The organism is Nonomuraea sp. KM90 (assembly GCF_052246675.1).
Taxonomy (GTDB): domain Bacteria; phylum Actinomycetota; class Actinomycetes; order Streptosporangiales; family Streptosporangiaceae; genus Nonomuraea.
The window spans coordinates 22,135-47,900 of record NZ_JBQQCB010000086.1 but is presented as its reverse complement, the minus strand read 5'-3'; the positions used below and the strand labels follow the sequence as shown (position 1 = coordinate 47,900).

The following is a 25,766-nucleotide window of genomic DNA, read 5'->3' as shown; positions in this document are numbered from 1 at the left end:
TCATGGCCTTACTTCTTCTTCTCGTCCATGTCGAAGACCTCCGCGGGCGAGGAGGTGAGTTGCTTGGCGGCGGCCTCGTCGATGCCGAGGTCGATCTGCGCCTCCGGCGGCAACGGCTCGCTGTAGAGGGCGGCGACCGGCAGCTCGAACACGGCCTGCGCGCCCGGCAGCGCCGAGGCCGGCACCTCGAACACGAACCTGCCGGTGGTCCACCACCCCGGCTGGATCCACGGATACGCGAGCGTCTTCTCGCTGTCGACCTTGTCGGTCGCGGTGAACTTCTTGCCGTCGGCGGTCAGCAGGGTCGGCTTGCCCAGGTGCAGCGGCTTCTTCGGCACCGTGGCCGCGGCCTCGACCACCAGGAAGAGCTGCTCCGTCGGTATGGTGTCGTCGCCCGCCTTGATCGTCTTCGCCGTGGAGACGTTCTGGACCCGTACGGAGAAGCGGCCCGCGTCGACGTTCTCCCCCTTGGCCCCGGTGTACGTGAGCGGCATGCCCCGATCGTCACCGGAGAGATAGATCGACTGGACGGCGACGGCTCCGGCGGCCAGCACCAGTCCCGCGATGACGTGCAGCGCCCTCGCCCCGCCCCCGCCGCGGGTCGCCTGCCTGCGGGACCGGGCGCCGCGTGGCGCGACGGAGCGTTGCTCGGTAGCGGTCATCACGCCCCCTGCGTCCGGACCGGCAGGGTGATCTTGGCGACCACCTTGTCCCCTTCCTTGTCCTCGAGCACGTCGGTGGGCTCGCTCTCCAGGAACCACGCGGACGTGTCGGTGAGGCCGTTGCGCAGCAGCTCGAACTTGCCGATGTCATAGCTGACCTGCTTGGGCGGCGGTGTCGTGCCCGGCAGCTCGTAGCGCGCCACCACGGTGGCCGCGATCCCCGGGTGCAGCTGGGAGGACTCGACGCCCTTGGAGAGCACGAAGAGCTGGCCCCCCCACTTCGACTTGATCTCCGGGTTCATCCTCAGCAGCGTGCTGCCGAAGCTGAAGCCGCCGCTCTTGTCCCTGGGCAGGCCGCCCACGTGGATGGTTTCGTCGGTCTTGTTCGTCACTTTGAACACCACGTCGAGGTAGCGCTTGTCCTCGGCGAACTCGTTCTCGGCAGGCTGTAACGTGATCTTCGACTCGATGACCTGCGTGTCGAACTGCCCCTGGTCCAGGACCTGCCCGGGCTTCAGTTGCGGCGGCGCCGGGTCGGGCCGCTCCTCCAGACCGCCCAGCAGGGCGGTGATACCGATGGCTGTGACCGCCACCAATGCCACGGCGGGCACCACTACCGGGCGTCTGGGCTTGTCAGTGCTCCCGCCGGAGGGTTCCGTCATGGGTAAGGATGGTAATAGGTCTCGCTTGTCCCATCTGCCGCAATGCTCCCATCGGACTGGTCGAATTGCCGAGAAACCCTGCCGCTACCGGGCTTGTAGCTCATACGCTGTCACGGAGCGGAAAGGGCTGACCCCTACTCCTAATGACATATCGGCGGCCGGAGGGTCACGTGACGGACGTGCATCCCGAGCATGCCCAGCTCCAGGCGGACCGCATCTACCTGGGCTGGCAGTACATCCTGCTGCATCCCGACCCCGGTCCCCCGCCCAGACGCCCCTCTCCCGCCGAGGAGCCGTCCGCGGCGGCCGAGCAGGACCCCGCGCAGCTGGAGATGTTGCGCCGCGAGCGGCTCCAGGAGGACATGCTCAACCGGCCGGTGCGGCTCGTCCGCCTGTTCATGCTGGTCCTGACCGTCCTGATCCTCGCGGCCGCCCTGTCCGGCTACCTCGCCTGGTCCTTCGCGCTGGTCGGGCTCGTGGCCGCCGGCGGCGTGGCGGGCATCTGCAGCTACGCGCTGCTGCAGGGGGACCGGGCGGTCAAATACCGGGTGCTGGAGCAGCAGGCCAGGAATGAGCGGCAGCGCCAGGAACGTGACAAGGAGCTGTTCCGGGCCCAGGAGGAGCACGCCCAGCGCTACCGGGAGTGGCAGGAGTCGAAGGAGCGGCACGACCGGCAGCTCACCTGGTACGCCGTCGCGGTGCCCGACGAGATCGACCGCATCGACGTGGCGGGCGGCACCTTACCCGGATGGTCCGCACTGGTCACGCTGCTCGGGGCGACGCGGCTCTACAGCGGTGGCCACCTGACCGTGCTGGACCTGTCCGAGGGCGCGATCGCCAAGGACCTCATCGAGCTGGCCCGCAAGGGCGGCGACGACCCGCTGGTCTGGGTGCTGCCCGTCGACCTGCCCAAGCTCGACCTGGGCGCCACGCTGAAGCCCGAGGCGTTCGCGGACGTGCTGGCGCACGTGGTGAGCGTGAGCGAGGAGCACCGCACCACCCGCGACCTCAGCTTCGACAACGCGATCCTGGAGCGGGTGCTGGAGGTGCTCGGGGAGAACGCCACGATCAGCCAGGTCACCGCGGCGCTGCGGGCGCTGGCGCAGGTGGGCGACCCGCGCGACGACCTGAGGTTCGGGCTGATCACCGCGACCCAGCTGGAGCGCATCGGCACGCTGTTCGGGCGGGGGGTCAGCGACCGCGTGGTGATCGAGCGGGCCTGGGCGCTGGAGTCGCAGCTGCGCAAGCTGGAGACGCTCGGCACCGAGGCCGTACGCCTGCCGCCGGCCCGGCTCCGGGTGGTGAGCATGGACCGGCAGGCGGGCGTGTTCGGCAACCGGGTGCTCGGCACGTACGTGGCCACCGCCCTGACCCACATCCTGCGCCAGTCCGCCGCCTCCGACCGGCCCTGGTACCACACGATCATCGTGGCCGGGGCGGACAAGCTCAGGGGCGACGTGCTCGACCGGCTGATGGACGCCTGCGAGACCTCCCGTACCGGCCTTGTGCTGACTTATCGGTCTTTGACGCCGACCGTGCGCGAGCGGCTCGGCAGAGGGCACGCCGCGGTCGCGTTCATGCGCCTCGGCAACGCCGAGGACGCCCGCGTCGCCAGCGAGCACGTCGGCACCGAGCACCGCCTGGAGCTGGCCCAGCTCACCGAGACGATCAGCGACTCGCTGCCGGGCCTCGACGGCGGCTACACCTCCACGATCGCCCAGTTCGACGACGAGCGGGAGGATCGCGACGAGAACCACGCGGACCTGGCGGGGGACATCACCGAGTCCACCGAGTGGGGCAGGACCGCCGACAAGATCTCGGAGAAGGAGCGGGTGCTGCAGCGCTCGCGCGAGTTCCTCGTCGAGCCGCACCAGCTCCAGCAGCTCCCCACGACGTCCGTGATCGTCACGGACGCCACCGCCCAGGGCCGCCGCGTACGCCTCGCCGACGCGAACCCGGCCATCCTCACCTTCCCCAAGACCACCCTCGGCGAACTGGAGGACGTGCGCGAGGCCGTGCTGGCCCTCGATCCCAGGGACGGCGACGGCGACGCGGAGCCGCCACCGAACCTCGGGCCACCACCGCCACGCCTGGACTGGCGCAAGGGCAGGCAATGACATGGTCAATGTCAAGGTGACGAGCTGACGGTTGGCGGAATTTAACAAAGAACCGTCTGTGGGGGATTGAAATGCAGCCGAGTGTCTCGCTGAGCGGGCCCTGGTATCGAATTCAGTCGATCGCAGCACCCTCGCGAAGCTCGTCGGCGGAATGGGATTTCGTCACTGTGCTTCCCGCGGTGCTGTCGGCGGCGCAGCGCGATCGTCCGTTCGTCATCGGCTGGCTGTCGCGCGGCTCCGGGGCGCCGCTGGAGCTCATCACCAACGCCGGGCCGCTGTCGCCGCCGCGCCAGCCGCGCCGGTCGACCGACATGCCCGACCATCCGAGCGGGCCGCAGCCGTTGCTGTTCCCCGGTGGCGCCCGGGGGGTGCAGCTCGACGAGGAGTATCTGGCCGACCTGGCCGACCTGGTGTGGACGCCGTGCCCGGGCCGGCAGGCGCCGCCGCTGGGGAGCAAGGGGCGCGAGTTCGACCCGGACGAGCTGCGGCGGCCGACGTTGTTCGAGTCGACGCTGATGACGCTCATGTCGCGGCCGTTCGCGTGGCTCGTCGTCGCCGAGCCGACGGACCTGCTGGACGCCGAGGTGGCGCACCTGCGTACGCAGCTCAACGTGCTGCGGCAGTACGGCGACGCCTCCGAGCGCTCCCGCTTCGACGCCGAGCGCGCCGAGCGCCGCATGCAGGAGCTGGACGCCTTCCGCGAGGCGGGGCTCTGGAACGTGCGTGTGCTGGCCGGAGGCGCCACGGCCGAGGAGCTGCGGCAGATCGCACCCGTGCTCGTCGGGTCCGTCGAGATGAGCCACCACCCGTACCGGCTGCGCAGCTCGCACGGCGCCGTCTACGCCCTGTCGGAGGCCCTGGCCATCACCATGCAGGACCCGGCCGACGGCGCCGCCGCGCCGTTCGCCGCCACCGCGGGGGCGCTGGCCGCGCTGGCCGGGCTGCCCCGGCGGGAGGTGCCCGGCGTGCGCGTGCTCGACTCGGGCTTCTTCGACGTGACCGCGGAGTCCGACGAGGTGGCCGACGGGGGCGAGCTGGAGCTCGGCGAGATCCTCGACGGGCAGGACCGGGGCGTCGGCACCTTCCGGGTGCCGCTGGCCACGCTCAACCGGCACGCGTTCGTCACGGGGGCGACCGGCTCGGGCAAGTCCCAGACGGTACGCCACCTGCTGGAGCAGCTCAGCCGGGCGCGCATCCCGTGGCTGGCCATCGAGCCGGCCAAGTCCGAGTACGCCGCCATGGCCGGCCGCATCGAGGACCCCGTCACCGTGATCAACCCGTCGGCGCCCGACGGCGTGCCGTTCAGCGTCAACCCCCTCGAACCCGAGCCCGGCTACCCCGTCCAGGCCCACATCGACATGGTGCGGGCGCTGTTCATGGCCGCGTTCGACGCCGAGGAGCCGTTCCCGCAGATCATGTCGCTGGCCCTGCAGCGCGTCTACGAGGCCACCGGCTGGGACGTGGTCACCGGCGGCGCCGTGCCCGGCTCGAACGTCCCGCCCAGCATCCCCACCCTCGAACAGCTCCAGCAGCACGCCATGGACGTCATCCAGGAGATCGGCTACGGCCGCGAGGTCCAGGCGGACGTCGAGGGCTTCATCTCGCTGCGGCTGCGCTCGCTGCGCGTCGGCTCGGCGGGCCGCTTCTTCGAGGGCGGCCACCCCGCCGACATCGGCGGCCTGCTGGAGCGCGACGTGGTGCTGGCCATCGAGGACGTGGCCAACGACGAGGACAAGGCGTTCCTCATGGGCACGCTGATCATCCGGATCGTCGAGCACCTGCGCATGCGCGCCAGGAAGGAGCGCTCCGCCGGGCTGCGCCACGTCATCGTGATCGAGGAGGCGCACCGGCTGCTGCGCGACCGGGGGCACGGCCGGGCCTCCACCCACGCGGTGGAGCTGCTGGCCGGGCTGCTCGCCGAGATCAGGGCGTACGGCGAGGGCATCGTGGTGGCCGAGCAGATCCCGACCAAGCTCGTCTCCGACGTGGTGAAGAACACGGCGCTGAAGGTCGTGCACCGGCTGCCCGCCGAGGACGACAGGAAGCTCGTCGGCGCCGCCATGAACCTGAGCGACGAGCAGTCCCGCCACGTGGTCTCGCTCCAGCCGGGCTCGGCCGCCGTGTTCGCGGACGGCATGGACCGGCCGCTGCGGGTCCGCGTACCGCTGGGGGAGTCCAGGGAGAAGGTGCTGCCCGGCCCGCCGCCGCCCATCCGCGGGCGCCGGTCGGCGGCGTGCGGCAAGCAGTGCCGCACCGGGCAGGCGTGCACGCTGGTGGAGCTGCGCGAGGCGGACGTGCTGGCCGGCGCGCCGGACTGGGCGTGGCTGCGCATCTGGTGCGACACGGTGGTGCTGGCCTTCGTCAGCAACCGGCCGCTGCCCGGCGTGCCGCGCGCCCTGTCGGCCGCCTGGGCCGACTTGCCGGCGCGGCGCAGGGAGTGCCTGCTCGCCACGCTCGTCGAGCGCTCGGTGCAGCGGCGCGCCTGGTCGCTGCGCAGCTGGTTCGACCCGGCGCTGCTGACGGAGAAGGCGGCGGAGACCGCCACGCGGCTGCTCTCGGCGGTCGACAGCGGCGGCGAGCGGCCGGGGGCGTCGTGGGTCATCCCGCAGGTGCGCTGGCTGCACGAGGTGGACCGGCTCTTCCCGTACGGGCAGCCGGCCCCGAACCTGCGCAGCCCCGCGCCGCCCATGGAGTACGCCCTGTTCCGCCAGCCGAACGGCAACGGCGCGGGCGACCTCGTACACACCGAGCTGCTCGGCCACCGGGCCAAGGCGCTGCGCCACCACCCGCTGTCGATGGAGGTCGACCACAACCGGGCGCTGGCCTGGCGGGTGATCCTCGGGGACGACGAGAACGAGAGCGTGCAGCGGGACATCGTGACGGTGGCGATCGGCGTCGAGTCGTCGGCCCGGATCAGGCACGTGGGTCAGACGATGGGGGCCGGGTGGCTGGAGGGCGTGCTGTCGTGGCCGCGCCGCTTCGTGCTCCCCTTCGAGCACGGCGGCGCTCCGGAGATCGCCTTCGCCGAGCCGGCGGCCGCTCCGTGACGGGCCGCGTTTTCGCGAGCGTCACCTGAGTATGGGCCAATGCCGACTAGGATCCATGCACATGACCCAGCTTCCTCTGCGGGCCCAACTCGCCAGCGCTCTGGGACGCAGTGCCGCAACGCTGTCCAGGATGACCGGGCGGGGTGACGGCTCGGTGATCGGCGGGCGGGTCGGCCTGCTGCTAGAGCCGGACCTCCTGCGCAAGCTGGCCCGCGATCGCAAGCTGGCGCTCGTCAGTGCGACCAACGGCAAGACCACCACGACCAGGCTGATCACCTCGGCGCTGCTGGAGCTCGGCGAGGTGGCCACCAACGCCTTCGGCGCCAACATGCCCGCCGGCCACGTCTCGGCGCTCTCCCAGCACAAGGCCGCCCCCTACGGCGTGCTGGAGGTGGACGAGAAATACCTGCCGGAGGTGCTCGACACGACCGGCGCGGGCGTCGTCTGCCTGATGAACCTCAGCCGCGACCAGATGGACCGCGCGGCCGAGATCTGGCTGCTGGCCCAGAAGTGGCGCAGGGCCCTGTCCGGCAAGCCCACGCATGTCATCGCCAACTGCGACGACCCCCTCGTCACCTGGGGCGCCTCCACGGCCGCCAAGGTCACCTGGGTCGCCGGCGGGCAGCGGTGGAAGGAAGACTCCTGGTGCTGCCCCGAGTGCGGCGGCCCGCTCGACCGCAAGGACGCCGACTGGGCGTGCCGGGAGTGCACGTTCCACCGGCCCGAGCCGCAGTGGGCGGTCGACGACGACGCGGCCGTCGACCCGCGCGGGCAGCGGTGGCTGCTCGACATCCAGCTTCCCGGCCAGGCCAACCGCTCCAACGCGGTGATGGCGCTGGCGGTGGCGGAGGCGTTCGGGGTGCCGGTGGAGCGGGCGCTGCCCCGGCTGCGCGAGGTCACCTCGGTGGCGGGCCGCTACACCACCGTCGAGCGTGACGGCCGGCACGCCCGGCTGCTGCTGGCGAAGAACCCGGCGGGCTGGCTGGAGGCGTTCGACGTCGCCGACCCGCAGTTCCCGATCATCCTCTCGGTCAACGCGCAGGGCCCCGACGGCCGCGACACCTCGTGGTTGTGGGACGTCGACTACCGCATCCTGCGCGGGCGCCCCGTCTTCGTCACGGGTGAGCGCCGCCTCGACCTGGCGCTCCGGCTCGACGTGGCCGACGTGCCGTTCAGCCTGTGCGGCACGTTCACGGAGGCGCTGGCCATGCAGCCCCCCGGCCGGGTCGACGTGATCGCCAACTACACCGCCTTCCAGCAGATCCGATCGGAGTTCGGTCGTGCCGTCTGACAGCGCCCTGCGCATCGTCTGGATCTACCCTGACCTGCTGAGCACCTACGGTGACCAGGGCAACGTCCTCGTCCTGGAGCAGCGCGCGCAGCGCCGGGGGATCGAGACGGAGACCATCCACGTACGCTCGGCCGACCCGGTCCCCGAGACCGGCGACATCTACCTGATCGGCGGCGGCGAGGACCGGCCGCAGATCCTGGCCGCCGAGCGCCTGCGCAGGGACGGCGGCCTGCACCGCGCCATCGCCCGCGGGGCGGCCATGCTCGCGGTGTGCGCCGGATACCAGATCATGGGCAGCACGTTCGGCGGCGAGGAGGGCCAGCCGGTCGACGGCATCGGCCTGCTCGACATCGCCAGCTCGCGCGGGCCCGCGCGAGCGGTCGGCGAGCTGGTGGCCGAGGTGGACGCCGCGCTCAACCTGCCCACGCTGACCGGCTTCGAGAACCACATGGGCGTCACCCACCTCGGGCCGGGCGTCAGACCGCTGTCGAAGACGATCACGGGCGTGGGCAACGGCGACGGCTTCGAGGGCTGCTACGCCGGCCACGTGGTGGGCACCTATCTCCACGGGCCCGCCCTGGCGCGCAACCCGGCGCTGGCCGACCTGCTGCTGTCCTGGCGCGCCGGGGAGCTGGCGCCGCTCGACGACTCCCGCTACGAGGCCCTGCGCCAGGAACGCCTGGCGACCGTCCTGCAACACTGACCGCCACCTCCGGTCGGCTGCGACGAGACACTCCACCGCTGCGGCGGGTTTGACATGCAGCCGTCTGGCTGCCTAATGTACCAACAGGCAGCCAACAGGCTGCGTATTGGGATGGCGGTACATGGACGAGGTGTTCAAGGCGCTGGCGGACCCCAGTCGCCGCAGGCTGCTCGACAGCCTCAACGCCCGCAACGGGCAGACCCTGCGCGAGCTGTGCGCCGGGCTGGACATGGCCCGGCAGTCGGTCAGCAAGCACCTGGCCGTGCTGGAGGAGGCCAACCTGGTGACCACCGTGCGGAGCGGGCGCGAGAAGCTGCACTACCTCAACGCCGTCCCGATCAACGCCATCGCCGAGCGCTGGATCAACCAGTACGACCGCCACCGCACCGGCGCCCTGGCCGACCTGAAGACGGCATTGGAGGAGCACCTCATGGACCAGCCGAACAACGACTTCGTCTACACCACCTACATCCGCACCACCCCCGAGCGCCTCTGGCAGGCGCTGACCGATCCCGCCTGGACCAAGCGCTACTGGGGGGTCGAGCTGGAGTCCGACTGGAAGGTGGGCTCCGCGGTGACCTGGAAGCAGCTGGGAGTCACGATGGCGGACCCCGAGCAGGTGGTGCTCGAGTCCGAGCCGCACCGCCGCCTGGCCTACTCCTGGCACACCTTCACGCCGGAGTTCGGCGAGTCCGTCGGCTGGGGCGCCGAGCAGCTCGCCGAGGCGGCGGCGGAGCCCAGGTCCACCGTGACCTTCGAGATCGAGCAGGCCGGGCAGATGGTCAAACTGACCGTCGTGCACAGCGGGTTCGAGCCGGGCAGCGCCGTGCGCAAGGCGGTCAGCGAGGGCTGGCCCGAGCTCCTGTCCAGCCTGAAGACGCTGCTGGAGACCGGCGAGGCGCCGGTCACCGCGGCGTAGGACGACAAAGGCGCGTGACCCGCCGGGCCGGGGTCAGTAGACCAGGGCCTGGGCGCCTTCGGCGACCGCTTCCTCGACGAACGCCGGCGCGCCCGCGATGCGGACGCCGTCGATGAGATCGTCCACGGTGATGTTCCTGCGGGCCGCGCACTGGGTGCAGAGCGTCACCCGGCCCGCGGCCAGCACGGCGTCGAGCAGGTCGGTGAGCGGCGCGGCGTGCGGCAGGCTGAACTCCTTGGCCCGCCCCGGGAGCGCGAACCACGAGGACTCGCCGGTCAGCCAGAGGGAGACGGATACGCCGCTCGCGAGCGCGGCGGCCGCGACCGTGAATGCCTGGTTGCAGCGCTCGGGGGCGTCGGCCCCGGCCGTAACCTTGATCACCAGTGATCGTGCCATGCTCGCCACCCTAACGCTCCCGGCGCCACTACTCTTGAGGACCATGGAAGAACCTGAGGTGCACCCCGACCTGGAGCCGATCGCGTTCCTGCTGGGGCGGTGGGAAGGCGCCGGCGTGGGCGGCTACCCGACGATCGAGAGCTTCAACTTCGGCCAGGAGATCGAGTTCGGGCACAACGGCAAGCCGTTCCTGACCTACGTGAGCCGCACGTGGCTGCTCGACGAGGCCGGCAACCGGGTCAGGCCGCTGGCGACGGAGTCGGGCTACTGGCGCCCGCAGCCCGACCGGCAGGTCGAGGTCGTGCTCTCCCACCCCACGGGGATCGTGGAGATCTACATCGGCGAGGTCGTCTTCCACAAGATCGAGCTGCGTACGGACGTGGTGGCGCGCACCGCCTCGGCCAAGGAGTACACCGCGGGCCACCGCCTCTACGGCCTGGTCAACGGCAACCTCATGTGGGCCTACGAGATGGCGGCCGTCGGGCACCCGCTGACCGACCACATGTCGGCGGAGCTGAAGAAGGTAGCTTGAGCCGTTATGAGCACGCCTTTCACCGCTGACGCCGTCGAGGCGATCAAGCGCCACATGAACGACGACCACTCCGACGACGCGCTGATCATCGTGCGCGGGCTCGGCGGGCGGCCGGAGGCGAAGACCGCCGTGACGACCGACGTCGACGCCGAGGCGATCACGTTCACGATCGACGGCGGGGAGCGGGTGCGGGTGCCCTGGGGCGAGACGATCACCGAGCGGGCGCAGGTGCGCAAGGCCGTGGTGATGCTCTATCGCGAGGCGTGCGGGAAGCTCGGCCTGCCGATCCGCGGCGAGCACTGAGAGGCGCGGACACCGGAAATTGAAGAGGGCCCCGGGCATCACTCCGCCCGCGGCGCGGGCGGGCCGGATGGACCATGGTCGGGATGCACATCCCGCCCTCCGGCTGCCAGGGGCCCCGGTGGTTGCCTCGTTTTCGCTCAACGGCACGAGACAACAGTCCGCGACGTCAGCGGACAACCACCTCGCTAGCCCGACTATGACTAACCATTATTCGGACCACCTCCTTTCCGCGTACCCAAGAAGCTATGCGCTTCTCCGCGAAACGGGCAAGTGAATATCAGCGAGCGGTCCTCCGGCCGCGTTCCGCGGTCCGCCCCAGGCCCGGGGACACCTCGCCTAGACTCAGGGCATGACGGAGACGCAGTGGCATGAGGAACTCCGCGCCAAGGGCTACCGGGTCACCCCGCAGCGCCAGCTCGTCCTGGAGGCGGTCAAGGCGCTGGAGCACGCCACCCCCGAGGAGATCTGCGTCAAGGTCCGCGAGACGGCCCGAGGGGTGAACATCTCGACCGTCTACCGGACGCTGGAGCTGCTCGAAGAGCTCGGCATGGTCACCCACACCCACCTCGGGCACGGGGCGCCGACCTACCACCTGGCCGCCGAGGCCGACCACGTGCACCTGGTGTGCCGGGGTTGCGACGAGGTGTTCGAGGTGCGGCCGGAGCTGGCCGAAGGGCTGGTGCGAGGGCTCGACGAGGAGCTGGGGTTCGTCGCCGACGTCCACCACCTGACCGTCTTCGGCCGGTGCCGCGACTGCCGCTAGTCCCGCCCCCCGCACATGCGGCTTGAGCGCGGGCTCACTCCGCGGACCGCGGGGCCAGCGACCGCGTCCTTCGCGGGGCGGGAGCGGGTGCGGAGAGCCGGGCGGGTGCGGATAGCCTGGATGGCATGCGTAGCCCTCTGCTCGACCTCCCCGGCGCGGTCCAGGCGGACGCCCCGGACTCCGACGTAGCCGCGCACTATGGCGACCTGTTCGCCGAGCAGCGCGCGCTGGCCAAGGGAGAGGCGGTCGTCGACCGAAGCAACCGCGAGGTGGTCCGCATCTCCGGCGCGGACCGGCTGAAATGGCTCAACGACCTCACCTCGCAGAAGCTCGACACGCTGCAACCGGGCGGGTGGACCCAGACCCTCGACCTCGACCTCCAGGGCCGCGTGCAGCACCACCTGACGCTGGTCGACGACGGTGAGAGCGTGCTGGCCCACGTCGAGCCGGGCACCGCGCAGAGCTTGATCGACTATCTCGACCGCATGCGGTTCATGATGCGCGTGGAGGTGTCCCGCATCGACGAGCTGGCCGTGCTCTCCACGGCCACGGAGGACTTCCTGGTGCCGCGCGCCGAGCTGGCCGAGCACCTGGGCAGGCCTCTGGCGGGGCTGTGGGCCTACGAAGCGCTGCGGATCGAGGCGCACCACCCCCGGCTCGGCTTCGAGACCGACCACAAGACGATCCCCCACGAGGTGGGCTGGATCGGCGCGGCCGTGCACCTCAGCAAGGGGTGCTACCGCGGGCAGGAGACGGTGGCCCGGGTGCACAACCTGGGGCATCCGCCGCGCCGCCTGGTGTTCCTGCACCTCGACGGCAGCGTGGACACGCTTCCCGTGCACGGCGATCCGGTGATCTTCGAGAGCCAGGAGGTCGGGGTGGTCGGCTCGGCGGCCCGGCACCACGAGCTCGGGCCGATCGCGCTGGCCGTGATCAAGCGTACGGTGCCGGTGGACGCGCCGCTGCTGGCCGGCGGGGTGGCCGCCGCGCAGGAGGTCGTCGTGCCCCCGGACGCCGGCCGCAACGTCAGCATCGACCCGTCGCTGCGCCGCCGCATCCGCTAGCGAAGCCACCCGCGTCCGTCAGGTGACACCGCGGTGACCGGTCACGCCGTCACACGTCCAGGACGAGCGTGATCGGGCCGTCGTTGACCAGCGACACCTTCATGTCGGCGCCGAAGACGCCCGTCTCGACGTGCGCCCCAAGGGCCCGCAGCTCCGCCACCACGGCCTCCACCAGCGGCTCGGCGACCGGGCCGGGGGCCGCCGCCTGCCAGGTGGGCCGGCGGCCCTTGCGCGCGTCGCCGTACAGGGTGAACTGGCTGATCACCAGGAGCGGCGCCGACACGTCGGAGCAGGACTTCTCGCCGTGCAGGATCCGCAGCCCCCACAGCTTCGCGGCCAGCTTGGCGGCCTCGGCGCGCGTGTCGGTGTGCGTGACCCCCACCAGGACCAGCAGGCCGGGCTCGGTGACGGCCCCGACCGTGCGCCCCTCGACCTCGACCGACGCGGAACTGACTCTCTGTACGACTGCTCGCATGGGATCCCATTCTGGACCAGGTGAAACCGTCCATACACTCGTGTCGAAAGGGGATGTGAAATGTCGATGATTGTGGAAGTTGTCCGATCCGGGTTCGTGGAGTCCACGCATCAGGCTCGCCTGCTGACCGTGGACGCGGAGGGACGCCCGGTGGAGGCCAGGGGGGCGGTGCACGTCCCGGCCTCGCCACGGTCGTCGATGAAGCCGCTGCAGGCGCTCGGCATGCTGCGGGCCGGTCTGCGGCTGGAGGACGAGCTGCTCGCGCTGGCCTGCGCCTCGCACTCCGGCGAGCCCTTCCACGTGGACGGTGTGCGGAAGATCCTGGCGGGCGCGGGGCTGGAGGAGTCGGCGCTGCTGTGCCCCGAGGACTACCCGTTCGACCGCTCGGTGACCGAGCGCGGGCGCGTGTACATGAACTGCTCCGGCAAGCACGCCGCCATGCTGGCCACCTGTGTGCTGAACGACTGGCCGCTGACCACGTACCTGGAGCCGGCGCACCCGCTCCAGCGCGCGATCCGCGAGACGGTGGAGGAGCTGACCGGGGAGCGGGTCGCCGCCTCCGGCGTGGACGGGTGCGGGGCGCCGCTGTTCTTCGTGTCGATGCTGGGGGTGACCAGGGCGTTCCGGGCGTTCCCGATGTCGTCGGAGGACTCGTACGAGCGCAAGATCTTCGACGCCATGCGCGCCTATCCCGAGTGGACCTCCGGCACCGACCGGCCCGAGGCCAAGCTCATGCGGGCGCTGCCCGGCCTGATGCTGAAGGCCGGGGCGGACGGGTTCGACGCGTTCGTGTTCGAGGACGGCCGCGCGGGCACCGTCAAGGTCGAGGACGGCTCCCCGCGCGCCCGCGTGCCCGTCACCGTGGCCGGGCTGCGCTCGCTGGGCCTGGACGCGCCCGAGCTGGCCGAGCTGGGCGCCCCCGCGGTGCTGGGCGGCGGGCGGCCCGTCGGCGAGCTGAGGATCCGCTAGAGGGTACGGAACTGGCGGGTGGCGGAGATGGCGCCGGAGGTCGTCGTGGTGAACGTGCGCATCGACCCGGCGAACTTGGACAGGTCCCACTCCGCCGGCCCGTGATACCAGTACAGGTTGTCGGACTGGTGGCCGTTGCCCGTGACCGAGGCCACCACCCGCGACCAGTGCTCGACCCCGTCGAAGATCACGGCGTAGGGCAGGTAGCGGGAGAACAGCTCCACCCGGTGCTGCTCGGGCACGTCGCCCAGCTCCCCGGAGAACAGGTACTGGCGGAAGCCCATGGTGTGCGCCATCGCCGCCGAGCCCTTGGCGGTCTTGGCCGGCATGTACTGGCCGCCGACGGCCAGCGCGCCGCCCGCGATGACCACGGCCAGGCCGAGCAGCCCGTACGTGGTGAACCAGGCCAGCGCCACCGTGGCCAGCAGCCCCACGCCGATGAGCACCACGCCGATCGTGGTCCACCTGGTGCGCTCGGTGTCGGGCCGGCGGGCGAACCAGCCCTGCCTGACCACGTCGGCGTACAGCGCGTCGCGCACCTTGCCCAGGTGGGCCGCGAACGAGCCGGAGAGCTGGGACAGCAGCACCGCGTCCCGGCCGTCGAAGATGGCGTCGTAGAGGGCGTGCTCGTACGGCAGGAGCGCGTTGACGGGGGCGTTCGGCAGCCGGACGAGCATCCAGTCGGGGGCGTCGTACGTCTGCCGCGACTGCTCGTCGATCCGCAGGTAGCCGCGGACCGCCAGGTCCACGATGGTGGCGGTCACGTCGACCACGTCGGCCTGCTCGTCCACCAGCGTGCCGATCTGCCCCGGCCGCACCCCGTCGGGCGGGGCGAAGTGCCCGTTCTGCACCGGGTCCACCGCGCCGCTCTCGTGGCCGACGACCCTGGCGTCGCGGCCGCGCGTCCAGTAGAGCAGGGCGACCCCGCCGAGCAGCAGCACCAGCAGGCCGGCCAGGGCGCCGCCGGTGACGGTGTCGAGGGTGAACGCGGCGGCCAGGGAGAAGCGCTTCTCCAGGATGGGCTTGCCGCCGCTGGAGCCCTTCGGATATCCGACGACCACGGTCAGGGCCTGGCCGGGGGCGATGTTCTCCTGCTCGAAGTCGGCCTGCGTGGCCGAGTGGTCCATGGAGGCCGAGGTGCAGCCGATGGCCGAGGTGAGCTCGCCGGCGAAGCAGGAGAGGTTCTGCACCTGCCCCGGGCCCTCCACCTTGACCGTGGCCTTGGCCACCTGCTGGTTCCAGCCGTTCACCGCGAACCAGCGCAGCTCCTCGACGCCGCCCGAGGTCGTCACCGCGCCCTTGACGTCGTACTCGACGGTCTGGCCCGTCACGGTGAGCACGTCGCCCGCGAGCGTGCCGCCCTTGACGTTCGCGATCTGGTAGACGCGGTCGGTGGTGTCGTCGTAGCGCGTCCGGGTGATGAACGTCCGCTTGAGCTCTCCCGATGCCCCGCTGATCTTCTCGACCACGTGCAGGGTGCCGTCCTTGCCGAGGGTCATCGTCACCTCGTCGGTGATCCCGGCCTCCGCTGCCAGGGCGGCGGGGGCGGCGGTCAACGTCAGAGCGGTGGCCCCCAGGGCGGCCATCGTGAGCCTGATACCCGTCATGGCGGCAAATCGTAGCGGTTCGTACCTGTCAGTCCAGCGTGATGCTGTTCGCCGCCCGCTCCACGCTCTCCGGGGAGGCGCCCTGGCCCGGGTTCTCGTGGGCGAGCGCCTGGTTCGCGGCGACGAACGGGCGCATGCGCTCCTCGTACCGCTCGAAGGCCGCCGCCGGGTCCCTGTCGAGCTCCTCCGCCAGCACGTACGCCCCCACCATGGCCAGGCTCGTGCCCTGGCCCGACATCGGCGAGGCGCAGTAGCCCGCGTCGCCCACCAGCGCGACCCGCCCCTTCGTCCAGCGCTCCATCCTGACCTGGGCCATGGCGTCGAAGTAGAAGTCGTCGGACTTCCACATCGCCTCCAGCAGCCGCGGCGCCTCGTAGACCGCGGAGCAGTGCTCCTGGACGAGCCGCTTCTGCTGGTCGATGTCGCGATGGTCGTAGTCGATCACGCCGGACCTGAAGCCCAGGTTGACCCGCATCTCGCCGGCGTCGCGGTCGCTGAACAGCGCCCCGCCCGCCTCGCCCTCGTTGAACCAGGTCTGCCAGTGGTCCAGGCCGAGGAAGTTGCCGGCGGTGAAGATGGAGACGTACGTGCCGAGGTGGTGCAGGAACCGCGACTCCGGGTCGAAGGCGAGCCTGCGCACGTTGGAGTGCAGGCCGTCGGCGCCGATGACGTAGTCGTAGCGGCCCTGCCGCCCGCTCTCGAACGTCACCTCCCCGTCCTCGTCCAGGGTGGCGATCGAGTCGCCGTAGAGGTAGCGGGCGCCGCCGGAGACGCGGACGAGGATGGCGTTCAGGTCGTCGCGCATGATCTCGACGTCCGGGCTGTCGAACCGCCCGCCGCTGATCGTCGCCTCCTCGTCGCGCATGAGCTCGTTGCCCGCGCTGTCCACCATGGACATGCCCCGCATGGTCGTCCGCAGCGCCCTGACCTCCTCCAGGATCCCCATCCGCGCCGCCACGGTCAGCGCGACGCCCCTGATGTCGACGGCCTGACCGCCCCTGCGGGGAGCCGGCGCCCGCTCGACCACCGTGACGTCGTGCCCGTTCCGCCCCAGCCAGTACGCCAGCACGGGACCGCCGACGCTCGCTCCGGAGACGAGAACCTTCATGATGTGCTCCTTGCTTGTTGACGTTGTACGCAAAGTGAATGTACGTAGTACATACAGCAGGTCGCAAGGGTATAGTGGAAGTATCTGTACTAGTACAGGAGGTTCGGATCCGGATGGACGGCACCCCGCCCCACGCCCGCATCGTCGCCGACATCAAGCGGCGCGTCGCCGACGGCAAGCTCCGGCCCGGCGAACGGGTGCCCTCGACGCGGCAGCTCGCCAGGGACTGGAACGTCGCCCTGGCCACCGCCGCCAAGGCCCTCACGCTGCTGGCGCGGGAGGGCGTCGTGGTCGCCGAGCCCCGGGTGGGCACCGTCGTGGCCGAGGTCCGCGGCGCGAAGCCCAGGCCCGCGACCTCGGACCATGACCTGACCCGCGCGCGCGTCGTCCGCGCGGCCATCGAGATCGCCGACGCGGAAGGGCTGGCGGAGCTGACCATGCGCGGGCTGGCGGGCCGGCTCGGCGTGGCCACCATGTCCCTCTACCGGCACGTGGGCGGCAAGGACGACCTGGTCATGCTGATGGTGGAGGCGGTGATCGACGAGTTCGCGCTGCCGCCGGAGCCGCCGGAGGGCTGGCGCGCCGGGCTGGAGACCTCCGCCCGCCTGCAGTGGGCCGCCTACCGCGCCCACCCGTGGATGGCGCGGCTCGCCTCGATCACCCGGCCGCTGCCCTCGCCGTCACTGCTCAAGCACACCGAGTGGGTCATGCGGGCCCTGGAGGGCACCGGGCTCGACCCCGTGACGAAGATGCACGTGCACACCCTGCTCTACAGCTACGTGCAGGGCATCGCCGCCAACATCGAGCTGGAGCAGCGGGCCCAGGCCGCCACCGGGATCACCGCCGACGAATGGATGAAGGGGCAGGAGGACGTCATGCGCCAGATCGCCGGGTCCCGCGACTATCCCGCCTTCGCCACGCTCATCGGGGAACTGGGCGACGACTTCGACCTCGACCTGGACCGCCTCTTCGAGTTCGGCCTGAGCCCCCTCCTCGACGGCCTCACCACCCTCATCGACCCCCGCTGAGGCCCCAAGCGGCACGCCCCGCCCCTCCCGGACGCGGGCCGCCCGCGCGGGCTCGCCGCGCTCCCCCTCAAGGGACGCCCACCGCCCTCAGCGCCGCTCCTGGGGTGCGCTGAGACCCGGAAGGACTCCGCCCCCTCCACGCGGACGCGGGCCCCCGCCACAAGCCCTCCTCCGCCCTCGCCGGGAGCGCGGCAGGGACCCCGCCCCCGATCTCCCCCAAAGGGACCTCAGCCGATCTCCTCCCTAAGGCCTCAGCCGGGAGCGCGGCGCGGACTCCCGTGCCGGCCACCCCAAAGGGACCTCAGCCCGGGGGCGCGGGCGGGGACTCCCGTCTCGGCCTCCCCAAAGGACCTCAGCCGGGAGCGCGGCGGGGCCTGTCCCCTCTTCTCTTCCCCAAAGGACCTCAGCCGAAGTGCGGGGGAAAGACCCGGTCGGGCTAGTCGGAGATCTGGATGCGCAGGCGCCGGAAACCGCGCCCCTTGCTCTCGATCTTGGCCACCTTGATGTGCCCGATCTGCTTCGTGGAGGCCACGTGCGTGCCCCCGTCCGCCTGGGTGTCCAGGCCGACGATGTCGACGATCCGCACGTCCTGCACGGTCTCCGGCACCAGGTTCGTGGCCGTACGGATGATGTCGGGGATCGCGAACGCATCGGCCCGGGGCAGCACCCGCACGTCGATGCGCCGGTCGGCGACGATCTCGGCGTTGCAGGCGTCCTCCACGGCCTCCTTGAACCCGGCCGGCACCTCGGGCAGGTTGAAGTCCATGCGCGCGCTGAGCTCGTCCATGTTGCCGCCGGTGACCAGGCAGCCGTAGTCCCTGAACACCACGCCGCACAACACGTGCAGGCCGGAGTGCGTACGCATGAGAGCCGAGCGCCGCTCGTCGGCCACCGCGCCCGTCACCACGGTGCCCACCGGCGGGATCGGGTCGCCCTCGGCCGGGATCAGGTAGAGATCGTCGCCTTTGCGTACCCCCGCGATGCGGGTCTCCACACCCTGCCAGATCAGAACCCCGTGATCCGCCGGCTGGCCGCCCCCGCCCGGATAGAATGCCGACCTGCTCAGCACGATCCCCTCAGGCGTGGCATCGAGGACGACGGCCTCGAAGTCGCGTAGATTCTGGTCCGACAGTTCCAGTCGCTCCGTGCGCCCGTGGAGGTCGTAGGTCATATCGGCAGCCTAGTGCCCGAGGTGGTCATGCGTGATCTGACGCGAGTCGCCCTGGTCATGACGATGCTGGTCGTGCCGGCGTGCAGCGGTGCGGAGGTTCCGCCCGCCCCGCCGCGCCAGGCCGCGAAGCCGAAGCCGGCGGCGCCGGTGATGATGTTCCTGGGTGACAGCTTCACCGTCGGCTCCGGGCCGGTGCCGCGGTGGCAGTCGTACGCGTCCCAGGCGGCCCGTCTCCTGGGCCGGCAGCCGATCATCGCGGGCGCGGGTGGCACGGGTTTCTGCAACGCCGGCCGGGCGGGGCGTACGTTCGAGCGCTCCTTCGAGGTGGAGCTGGCCTGGCGGCCGGCCCCCGACCTGCTGGTCATCTCTGGCGGCCACAACGACCGGCGCTGGAGGCCCGCCCACGTGCGCCGCGCCGCCGCGAACCTGCTGGCCGAGGTGCGCTCGCGCTGGCCGGGCACGAGGACCGTCATGGTCGGCCCGATCTGGCTGGAGGACGCGCCGCGGAAGGCGTACGCGGTGCGCGACGCCCTGGCGCGGGCGGCCAAGGCCGGCGGCGTGCCGTTCCTCGACCCCATGCGCAGGCGCTGGCCGCCGGAGGCGATCCTGCCCGACGGCGTGCATCCCACGCTCGCCGGGCACGAGAGCATCGCCGCCTGGCTGGCGGCCGAGCTGGTGTGATCTACCAGGGGCCGTAAGGCCCGCTGTTGCCCCGGCCGCCCATGCCCTTGACGGCGGGCTTGACGTCGACGATGTAGATGGTGGCCGCGATGACCGCCGCGATCGAGAACAGGCCGAGGCCGATGCCGATGAACTGGACGCCGCCGACCAGCATGAAGGCGTTGAGATAGCTCCACGCCCCGGCGCCGGAGAACAGCGTGGCCAGCCCCAGGATCAGCAGCCACAGGTTCTTCTGCAGCTTGCCCGCCGAGATGAACGCGTTGGCCGGCACCCGGAGCGCGTGCACGAGCGCGTAGATCGACATGCCCAAGATGGCTACGGCGAGCACCAGGAAGAGGAGGTTGAAGACCCCGTTGATCATACTCATGTTGTCGTCTCCGCCCAACGCCGCGATCCAAACGGCTTCAGCCTAATAGGCACCCCCGACATGCGGGCACCCCTGAACGGAAAGGCCCGCCTCCCGATGGGAGACGGGCCTCTGTCGAAGATCAGGCCTTGGCCCGGGGCGTGCGGGTCTTCTTGACGGGCTGGACGGGCTCGGCGACGGGCGGCTCGGCGGCCTCCGACACCTCTTCGAGCTCGAGCGCGGCCTCGCCGCTGGCCTTGCTGACGACCTTGCGGCCGCGCGTGGCGAAGTCCTCGTAGACCTCGGTGGCCTTGTGGGTGAGCTGGTCGGCGTACTCGCGGGCCTTCTCCGGGAAGTCCCTGGCGATGCCCTCGGCCTTGTCGGCGTATTCGCGGGCCTTCACCGGCAGGTCCTTGGCCAGGTCGTAGCGGCGCGACTGCAGCCTCTGCAGCTGCTCGGGCAACTCGCGCAGCTTCTCGACCGCGTAGTCGCCGGCGCCGGCCACGGCGTAGAACGGCTTGGACTCGGTGAGCTTCTTGACCTCGGTGGCGAGCGTCATGGGTTAACCTTCCTTGGTTTCCTGGGTGACGTTGCCGTTGCGTGAGGTCGCCGCAAAGGGCTCAAGAGCGGCGAGAAACTCCTCGGGCAGCGGCTCGTCGTCCGAATCGGAGTCGTGCCGGGGACGAGCGTTCTGGGAGGTCTGCTCGTCTTCGGCACGCTTCTCCTTGCGGAACGACTCATAAATGTCGATCAGCACTTGGCGTTGCCGTTCGCTGAGATGCGTGTCGGCCCTGATCGTGGTGATCACGTCGCTGGGCGGGTCGCGGTCCTCGATGAGGCCCGCCTGCACGTAGAGCGCCTGTGAGGAGATGCGCAGACCTTTGGCGATCTGGTTGAGAATCTCCGCGCTCGGCTTGCGCAGCCCGCGCTCGATCTGGCTCAGGTAGGGGTTGGAGACCCCGGCCGCCGCGGCGAGCTGGCGCAGCGAGATCTTCGCCTGCTGCCGCTGGTCGCGGATGTATTCACCGATCGAGCCGACTTTGGGTAGTGCCATATCTGTAGTCTGCCCCGTGGTGCTTGCAATTGCAAACGGGGTGGTTAACTGCAGCAAGCGTTAGAGCTGGAAAACCCACAGACATGGGGCGGCGGTGACCAACGTCACAGACAGTGCGATGAAGCCGTAACGCACCGACGCGGCCAGCTCGGGACCCGGCTTGATCAGGCGATCGACCCTGGCCATGACGTTGTGGGCGTGCACGCCGAGCATGCCGTGCGGGGTCGGCATGGCGCCCGCCGTACCGAACCTGAGCAGCGCCGTGGCCAGCCTGCGCGGCGAGCAGTAGCGGCGGGCCCGGTCGTCGGCGGCCATCTCGATCAGCAGCTCCACCTGGGCCTGCGCGTCGGCCGCCACCTTGGACCAGGGCAGCGCCCGGCGCAGCGCGGCGAAGGGCAGCAGCACCAGGTCGTGGCGCTCGCGTACGTGGGCGGCCTCGTGCGCCAGCACGGCCGCCAGCTCGTCCTCCGACAGCAGCTTGAGCGCGCCCTCGCTGACCACGACCTGCGAGCGCAGCCCCGGCACGCAGTAGGCCGCGGCGCTGGGGTGGGCCAGCACCCGCACGCCCGGCACGCCCGGGTCGTCGTGGGAGATCAGCGCCAGCAGCATGCGGTGCCGGCGGCGGGCCCGCAGCGCCTGCACGCCCGCGGTGAGCAGCACCGCGATCAGCACGGCCAGCGCGGTGAGACCCGCGATCAGGGCCAGCACGTGCAGCGGGTCCCACGCCTGCGCCGGGGTCTCGCCGTGCGCGAACGCGATCAGCCCGGGCAGCACCCCCACGCCGTACGGCTGCACGGCGTAGGCGAGCATCGCGCCCGTGGTGGCCAGGCCCCAGGACACACCGAGGGACTGCCAGAGAATGATGGCCAGCCGGGGGGCGCGTGAGGTCCACCCGGCTGTGGTGAAACGCCAGGAGCCAACCGCGCACGCCGTGGCGAGCGCTGCCAGCGCCGCTGCCGTGATCACTCTTCCTCCAGCTCCGTAAGGGCTCTGCGCAGGATCTCCGCCTCCGTGCCCGACACGGCCTGGGCGAAGCGGGTCAGGGCGGCCGAGCGGTCGCCCGTCAGGTCCAAGGCTTCCAGCATAAGCTCGGCGATGTATGCGTCGCGGCTTTCCGCCGGCTGATACCTCCACGCGCGACCGTCGCGGGTGCGCTCGAGGAAGCCCTTACGGGTGAGGCGGTCGAGAACGGTCATGACCGTGGTGGGGGCGAGGTCGCGGTCGGCTATCAGCCTGCCGACCTCGCGGGCGGTCAGCGCGCTGCTCTCCGCCCAGAGGATGTCCATGATGCTGCGCTCAAGCTCGCCAAGACCCTTCACGCCCTTCAGGGTAGCTCTACAACGTGTCGAGCTGGCATCCGGGATCGCCGATTTCGTGTCCGCGGGCGTCGCGGGCCGGGTCGGACAAGGGCCGTGGCAGGCTCGGTGAGATGAAGCTCACGCTGGTCCGAGATGACATCACCGAGCAGCGGGTGGACGCCGTCGTCAACGCCGCCAACTCCTCCCTCATGGGTGGCGGCGGCGTCGACGGCGCCATCCACCGCCGCGGTGGCCCCGAGATCCTGGAGGAGTGCCGGAAACTGCGCGCCTCCCGCTACGGCAAGGGCCTGCCGACCGGTCAGGCCGTGGCCACCACGGCCGGGCGGCTGCCCGCCCGGTGGGTCATCCACACGGTGGGGCCGGTCCACTCCAGGTCGGAGGACCGCTCCGCGCTGCTGGCCTCCTGCTATCGGGAGTCGTTGCGGGTGGCCGACTCGCTGGGCGCCACGTCGGTGGCCTTTCCCGCGATCTCGACCGGCATCTTCGGCTGGCCCATGGACGACGCCGCCATGATCGCCCTGGAGACGGTGCGGCAGGCCGACACGACGGTGGAGGACGTCCGGTTCGTGCTGTTCGACGAGGACGCTTACGCCGTCTTCGAGGCGCGCCTCTGACGAGGCACGCCGTCGATGACGGGGTCCGTGGCGCGCCTCTGAGCGGGAGGCGCGCCTCGGGGCGGGTCAGGGGGTCCAGGGCGGCGCGACGGCCCAGGTCACGTCCTGGTCATAGCTCGCGGAGGCGTCGAAGGCGTGCGAGCCGCCCGGCACCGCGATGTAGACCGCCTCGGCGTAGTGGCGGACGGCGTGGTTCGAGATGTTGTACGAGGCCAGCGTGACCCCGGTGCCCCCGGCCCTGGGCGGCTGGGCGCAGAACGTGGCGTCCTGGTCGAACAGGGCGGTCCCGTCGCGGGCGTCCTTGCGTACCCGGAAGTCCGCGTGCCGCAGGTAGTGGCCGGGGAAGTTGCGCGACTCGAAGGAGTAGCAGCTCCCGTCGGCCAGCCCCCGCCGCACGTGGAACGTGGCGTCCGCCTTGAGCGTGGCCGGACCGGCCGCCGTCACCACGTCGGTACGCGCCAGCGAGTCCTGGTGCCGCAGGTACCGGTCGGTGAAGCCCGGCGTGGTCACGCGGAGCGACTGGGCCGCCCCCACGGTCAGGTTCGCACCGCTGCGCCACCACGGGGCGGAGGGCAGCCAGGTGACGTCGGCGGCGAACGAGGTGGCGGTGTCCCAGGCGTTCGGGCCGCCGCTGCGCGCCACGTAGACGGCGTCGGAGTGGTGGCGCAGGAAGTGGCCCGGCAGGTTGAGCGACTCCAGCGACACGCCGGTCCCCGCCTGCGCCGCGCGGGCGCAGAACGTGGCGTCCTGGTCGTACAGGGCGGTCCCGTCGCGGGCGTCCTTGCGTACCCGGAAGTCGGCGTGCCGCAGGTAGTGGCCGGGGAAGTTGCGCGACTCGAAGGAGAAGCACGTGCCGTCGGCCAGCCCCGGGCGCACCCAGAACGTGGCGTCCTGCCGGAGCCCGTCCGCGCTCGCGGCGTTCACCACGTCCGTGCGGGCCAGGCCGTCCTGGTGGCGCAGGAAGCGGTCGGTGTGGCCGGCGGTGGTGACGCGGAGCGAGACGAGGCCGCCCGCCGCGAGCCCGGTGGCGGACTGGATCACGGAGCGGTTCACGGCCCGTACGCGGTCGGCGTTCATCTTGAGCACCCGCCGGTCGTACGTCCACAGGCCGTTGACCTCGTTCTCGACGTCCGTGGGCTGGGTGTAGATGGAGGCCGACAGGCCGTTGTTCACGATGAGGGGCTTGAGCTGCTCGTTGACCGAGACGTACCGGTTGGTCAGGGCCGTGGCGTCGGCGGTCATCTCGTACGCGAAGCCGGTGCCCGGCCACTGGTGCCCGGGGCTGAGCAGGCCGAGGCCGCCGAACTCGCCGAGCACGGCCACCCTGGTCGCGCTGGGCCGCTGCGGCGAGCCGGGGCCGACGTAGATGTGGTCGTCCACCACGTCGCCGTTGCCGCCGTCGAAGCCGCAGCAGTTGGAGCCGGAGTTGTTGTTCACCAGGCGGCTGGGGTCCCAGCTCTTGACCAGGTCGGCGATGCGGGCCGGATCGTACTCGCCCCAGCCCTCGTTGAACGGCACCCACTGCACGATCGAGGTGATCCCGCGCAGGTGGTCCACCATGCGGCGCAGCTCGCTCTCGAAGTTGGCGCGGTCGGCGGTCGAGGGGGTGGCGCCGGTGCGCATCGAGGGCATGTCCTGCCAGACCAGCAGGCCCAGCCGGTCGGCCCAGTAGTACCAGCGGGCGGGCTCGACCTTGACGTGCTTGCGCACGGTGTTGAAGCCGAGCGCCTTCTGCTGCTCCAGGTCGAAGCGCAGGGCGGCGTCGGTGGGGGCGGTGGAGATGCCGTCGGGCCAGTAGCCCTGGTCGAGCGTGCCCATCTGGAAGACGAACCGGTCGTTGAGCGTCGAGCGCAGGACGCCGCCGACGACGGCCTTGCCCACCGACCTCATCCCGAAATATCCGGTCACGACGTCGCCGCCGCCGGTGCCGGTCAGCGTGACCCTGAGGTCGTACAGGAAGGGGTCGTCGGGCGTCCACAGCCGGGCGTTCGGCACCGGCACCCGCAGGTGCGCCCCGATCGCGCCGGTCGCCGTGCCGACGACGCTCCCGCCCGTCATGACCTCGGCCCGCACCTGCTGGCCGGACGCCCCGGCCGCCTGCACGACGAGGTCGAGCTGCCCGGCGGCCACGTCGGGCGTGGTGTCCAGGCGGGTGATGCTCGCGGCGTTGACAGGCTCCATCCACACGGTCTGCCAGATGCCGGAGTGGGCGGTGTAGAAGATCCCGCCGGGAGCGCGGCGCTGCTTGCCGATGGGCGCGCCGGTGGCGTCCACGGGGGCGTACACGCCGACGATGAGCTCGTTCGAGCCGGAGCGCAGGGCTCCGGTGATGTCGAGGCTGAACGGGTCGTACCCGCCGGTGTGGGTGCCGACCGAGGTGCCGTTCACCCACACCCGGGTCTCCCAGCTCACCGCGCCGAAGTTGAGCCGCACCCGGCGGCCCGACCAGCTGCTCGGCACGGTGAACGTCCTGCGGTACCACATGCGGTCCTCGTGCCGCTGGATGCGCGACAGGCCCGACTCGATCGGGTACGGCACCAGCACCTGCTCGGCGAGGTTCTGGCCGACGGGCGGGGTGGTGATGGAGCCGGTCCCGGCGAACTGCCACAGGCCGTTGAGGTTCTGCCATTCGGAGCGTACGAGCTGGGGCCGCGGATACTCCGGCAACGCGTTGTCCGGGGTCACCTCGGCGGTCCATGGGGTGGTGAGCGGGGGCGCGGCCAGCGCCTCCTGCACGGGTAAGGCGACGACTGCTCCTGAGAGGACCAGCACCGCGGTGAGGCGGCGGGCCCAGCCTGAGAATCTGCTCATCTCGGCTCCTTGACGAGGACCGGTGCTGACTCCCCCCGACAGGTTGCGACCGAACTTGAACGAGTTAGACCGCACTGTGACCATATACCGGAGATCACGTGTGCGAAATAGACCATTTGCCGGA

Annotated in this window: 26 protein-coding genes; 13 read left to right on the top strand and 13 right to left on the bottom strand. The window is 71.1% G+C overall.

The features are described from left to right. Positions 1-8: 8 nt before the first annotated feature. Entirely contained in the window at positions 9-662 is a 654-nt protein-coding gene (locus ACTWPW_RS45940; RefSeq protein ID WP_375116954.1) for a hypothetical protein, read from the bottom strand. Beyond that, the gene (locus tag ACTWPW_RS45935) at positions 662-1,324 is read right to left on the bottom strand and encodes a hypothetical protein (RefSeq protein WP_443172451.1); all 663 of its coding nucleotides are present in this window, start codon (positions 1,322-1,324) and stop codon (positions 662-664) included. Before ACTWPW_RS45935 ends, ACTWPW_RS45940 begins: the two co-directional genes overlap by 1 nt. Before the next feature lie 170 nt (positions 1,325-1,494). Between ACTWPW_RS45935 and ACTWPW_RS45930 the strand changes: the two genes are divergently transcribed. The 5 genes from ACTWPW_RS45930 (at position 1,495) to ACTWPW_RS45910 (ending at position 9,401) form a co-directional block, all read left to right on the top strand. Then, positions 1,495-3,441 carry a hypothetical protein gene (locus ACTWPW_RS45930; protein WP_375116956.1) on the top strand — a complete coding sequence of 649 codons (1,947 nt, stop codon included), beginning with the start codon at positions 1,495-1,497 and terminating at the stop codon, positions 3,439-3,441. 167 nt (positions 3,442-3,608) lie between these two features. Further along, complete coding sequence (locus ACTWPW_RS45925; RefSeq protein ID WP_375116957.1) at positions 3,609-6,488, top strand: ATP-binding protein; 2,880 nt, start codon at positions 3,609-3,611, stop codon at positions 6,486-6,488. Positions 6,489-6,549: 61 nt separating this feature from the next. Further along, entirely contained in the window at positions 6,550-7,779 is a 1,230-nt protein-coding gene (locus ACTWPW_RS45920) for a MurT ligase domain-containing protein (RefSeq protein ID WP_375116958.1), read from the top strand. Beyond that, on the top strand, positions 7,769-8,482 hold the full coding sequence (locus ACTWPW_RS45915) for a type 1 glutamine amidotransferase (RefSeq protein ID WP_375116959.1): 714 nt from the start codon (positions 7,769-7,771) through the stop codon (positions 8,480-8,482). Before ACTWPW_RS45920 ends, ACTWPW_RS45915 begins: the two co-directional genes overlap by 11 nt. 121 nt (positions 8,483-8,603) lie before the next feature. Continuing rightward, entirely contained in the window at positions 8,604-9,401 is a 798-nt protein-coding gene (locus tag ACTWPW_RS45910) for an ArsR/SmtB family transcription factor (protein ID WP_375116960.1), read from the top strand. A gap of 33 nt (positions 9,402-9,434) precedes the next feature. Here the strand turns inward: ACTWPW_RS45910 and ACTWPW_RS45905 are convergent, their stop codons facing one another. Further along, positions 9,435-9,797, bottom strand: a complete 363-nt coding sequence (locus tag ACTWPW_RS45905) for a DsrE family protein (RefSeq protein WP_375116961.1) — start codon at positions 9,795-9,797, stop codon at positions 9,435-9,437. Between the two features lie 43 nt (positions 9,798-9,840). On the opposite strand from ACTWPW_RS45905, the gene ACTWPW_RS45900 reads away from it, so the two are divergent. The 4 genes from ACTWPW_RS45900 to ygfZ all read left to right on the top strand — a co-directional run bounded on the left by ACTWPW_RS45900 (position 9,841) and on the right by ygfZ (position 12,459). Beyond that, positions 9,841-10,329, top strand: a complete 489-nt coding sequence (locus tag ACTWPW_RS45900; RefSeq protein WP_347701491.1) for an FABP family protein — start codon at positions 9,841-9,843, stop codon at positions 10,327-10,329. Positions 10,330-10,335: 6 nt separating this feature from the next. Continuing rightward, positions 10,336-10,632, top strand: a complete 297-nt coding sequence (locus ACTWPW_RS45895) for a DUF2470 domain-containing protein (protein ID WP_443172450.1) — start codon at positions 10,336-10,338, stop codon at positions 10,630-10,632. A gap of 349 nt (positions 10,633-10,981) precedes the next feature. Further along, positions 10,982-11,395 carry a Fur family transcriptional regulator gene (locus ACTWPW_RS45890; RefSeq protein WP_364119802.1) on the top strand — a complete coding sequence of 138 codons (414 nt, stop codon included), beginning with the start codon at positions 10,982-10,984 and terminating at the stop codon, positions 11,393-11,395. A gap of 125 nt (positions 11,396-11,520) precedes the next feature. Next, the gene (gene ygfZ, locus ACTWPW_RS45885) at positions 11,521-12,459 is read left to right on the top strand and encodes a CAF17-like 4Fe-4S cluster assembly/insertion protein YgfZ (protein ID WP_443172449.1); all 939 of its coding nucleotides are present in this window, start codon (positions 11,521-11,523) and stop codon (positions 12,457-12,459) included. Between the two features lie 49 nt (positions 12,460-12,508). Here the strand turns inward: ygfZ and dtd are convergent, their stop codons facing one another. Further along, complete coding sequence (gene dtd / locus ACTWPW_RS45880; RefSeq protein WP_364119797.1) at positions 12,509-12,934, bottom strand: D-aminoacyl-tRNA deacylase; 426 nt, start codon at positions 12,932-12,934, stop codon at positions 12,509-12,511. 60 nt (positions 12,935-12,994) lie between these two features. Between dtd and ACTWPW_RS45875 the strand changes: the two genes are divergently transcribed. Beyond that, positions 12,995-13,903 (top strand): asparaginase, encoded by a 909-nt coding sequence (locus ACTWPW_RS45875; protein WP_443172448.1) that lies wholly within the window; start codon positions 12,995-12,997, stop codon positions 13,901-13,903. Here the strand turns inward: ACTWPW_RS45875 and ACTWPW_RS45870 are convergent. Together ACTWPW_RS45870 and ACTWPW_RS45865 are read right to left on the bottom strand one after the other, a co-directional pair. Beyond that, a complete protein-coding gene (locus ACTWPW_RS45870) occupies positions 13,900-15,510 on the bottom strand; it encodes a DUF2207 domain-containing protein (RefSeq protein WP_375116965.1) in 1,611 nt (536 codons plus the stop codon). The genes ACTWPW_RS45875 and ACTWPW_RS45870 overlap by 4 nt on opposite strands. A gap of 28 nt (positions 15,511-15,538) precedes the next feature. Next, positions 15,539-16,618 carry an FAD-dependent monooxygenase gene (locus ACTWPW_RS45865; protein WP_443172447.1) on the bottom strand — a complete coding sequence of 360 codons (1,080 nt, stop codon included), beginning with the start codon at positions 16,616-16,618 and terminating at the stop codon, positions 15,539-15,541. 113 nt (positions 16,619-16,731) lie between these two features. On the opposite strand from ACTWPW_RS45865, the gene ACTWPW_RS45860 reads away from it, so the two are divergent. Continuing rightward, positions 16,732-17,646: a TetR/AcrR family transcriptional regulator C-terminal domain-containing protein gene (locus ACTWPW_RS45860; protein WP_375116967.1), complete on the top strand. Its 915-nt coding sequence runs from the start codon at positions 16,732-16,734 to the stop codon at positions 17,644-17,646. A gap of 436 nt (positions 17,647-18,082) precedes the next feature. Here the strand turns inward: ACTWPW_RS45860 and ACTWPW_RS45855 are convergent, their stop codons facing one another. Further along, on the bottom strand, positions 18,083-18,817 hold the full coding sequence (locus tag ACTWPW_RS45855; RefSeq protein WP_443172446.1) for an alanyl-tRNA editing protein: 735 nt from the start codon (positions 18,815-18,817) through the stop codon (positions 18,083-18,085). A 27-nt stretch (positions 18,818-18,844) separates the two neighbouring features. On the opposite strand from ACTWPW_RS45855, the gene ACTWPW_RS45850 reads away from it, so the two are divergent. Next, positions 18,845-19,498 carry an SGNH/GDSL hydrolase family protein gene (locus tag ACTWPW_RS45850; protein ID WP_375116969.1) on the top strand — a complete coding sequence of 218 codons (654 nt, stop codon included), beginning with the start codon at positions 18,845-18,847 and terminating at the stop codon, positions 19,496-19,498. A 1-nt stretch (position 19,499) separates the two neighbouring features. Here ACTWPW_RS45850 and ACTWPW_RS45845 read toward each other — a convergent pair whose 3' ends face one another. The 5 genes from ACTWPW_RS45845 to ACTWPW_RS45825 all read right to left on the bottom strand — a co-directional run bounded on the left by ACTWPW_RS45845 (position 19,500) and on the right by ACTWPW_RS45825 (position 22,217). After that, on the bottom strand, positions 19,500-19,865 hold the full coding sequence (locus ACTWPW_RS45845) for a DUF2516 family protein (protein ID WP_364119777.1): 366 nt from the start codon (positions 19,863-19,865) through the stop codon (positions 19,500-19,502). Positions 19,866-19,986: 121 nt separating this feature from the next. Further along, entirely contained in the window at positions 19,987-20,403 is a 417-nt protein-coding gene (locus ACTWPW_RS45840; protein ID WP_443172445.1) for a hypothetical protein, read from the bottom strand. A gap of 3 nt (positions 20,404-20,406) precedes the next feature. Next, positions 20,407-20,898, bottom strand: a complete 492-nt coding sequence (locus tag ACTWPW_RS45835) for a helix-turn-helix domain-containing protein (RefSeq protein WP_364119771.1) — start codon at positions 20,896-20,898, stop codon at positions 20,407-20,409. A 60-nt stretch (positions 20,899-20,958) separates the two neighbouring features. After that, a complete protein-coding gene (locus ACTWPW_RS45830; protein ID WP_375116970.1) occupies positions 20,959-21,864 on the bottom strand; it encodes a M56 family metallopeptidase in 906 nt (301 codons plus the stop codon). Beyond that, positions 21,861-22,217 (bottom strand): BlaI/MecI/CopY family transcriptional regulator, encoded by a 357-nt coding sequence (locus ACTWPW_RS45825; RefSeq protein ID WP_364119766.1) that lies wholly within the window; start codon positions 22,215-22,217, stop codon positions 21,861-21,863. The genes ACTWPW_RS45830 and ACTWPW_RS45825 overlap by 4 nt, the downstream gene beginning before the upstream one ends. A gap of 110 nt (positions 22,218-22,327) precedes the next feature. Between ACTWPW_RS45825 and ACTWPW_RS45820 the strand changes: the two genes are divergently transcribed. Then, entirely contained in the window at positions 22,328-22,831 is a 504-nt protein-coding gene (locus ACTWPW_RS45820; RefSeq protein ID WP_443172444.1) for an O-acetyl-ADP-ribose deacetylase, read from the top strand. A 66-nt stretch (positions 22,832-22,897) separates the two neighbouring features. Here ACTWPW_RS45820 and ACTWPW_RS45815 read toward each other — a convergent pair whose 3' ends face one another. Further along, positions 22,898-25,642 (bottom strand): AbfB domain-containing protein, encoded by a 2,745-nt coding sequence (locus ACTWPW_RS45815; protein ID WP_443172443.1) that lies wholly within the window; start codon positions 25,640-25,642, stop codon positions 22,898-22,900. Positions 25,643-25,766: the final 124 nt, after the last annotated feature.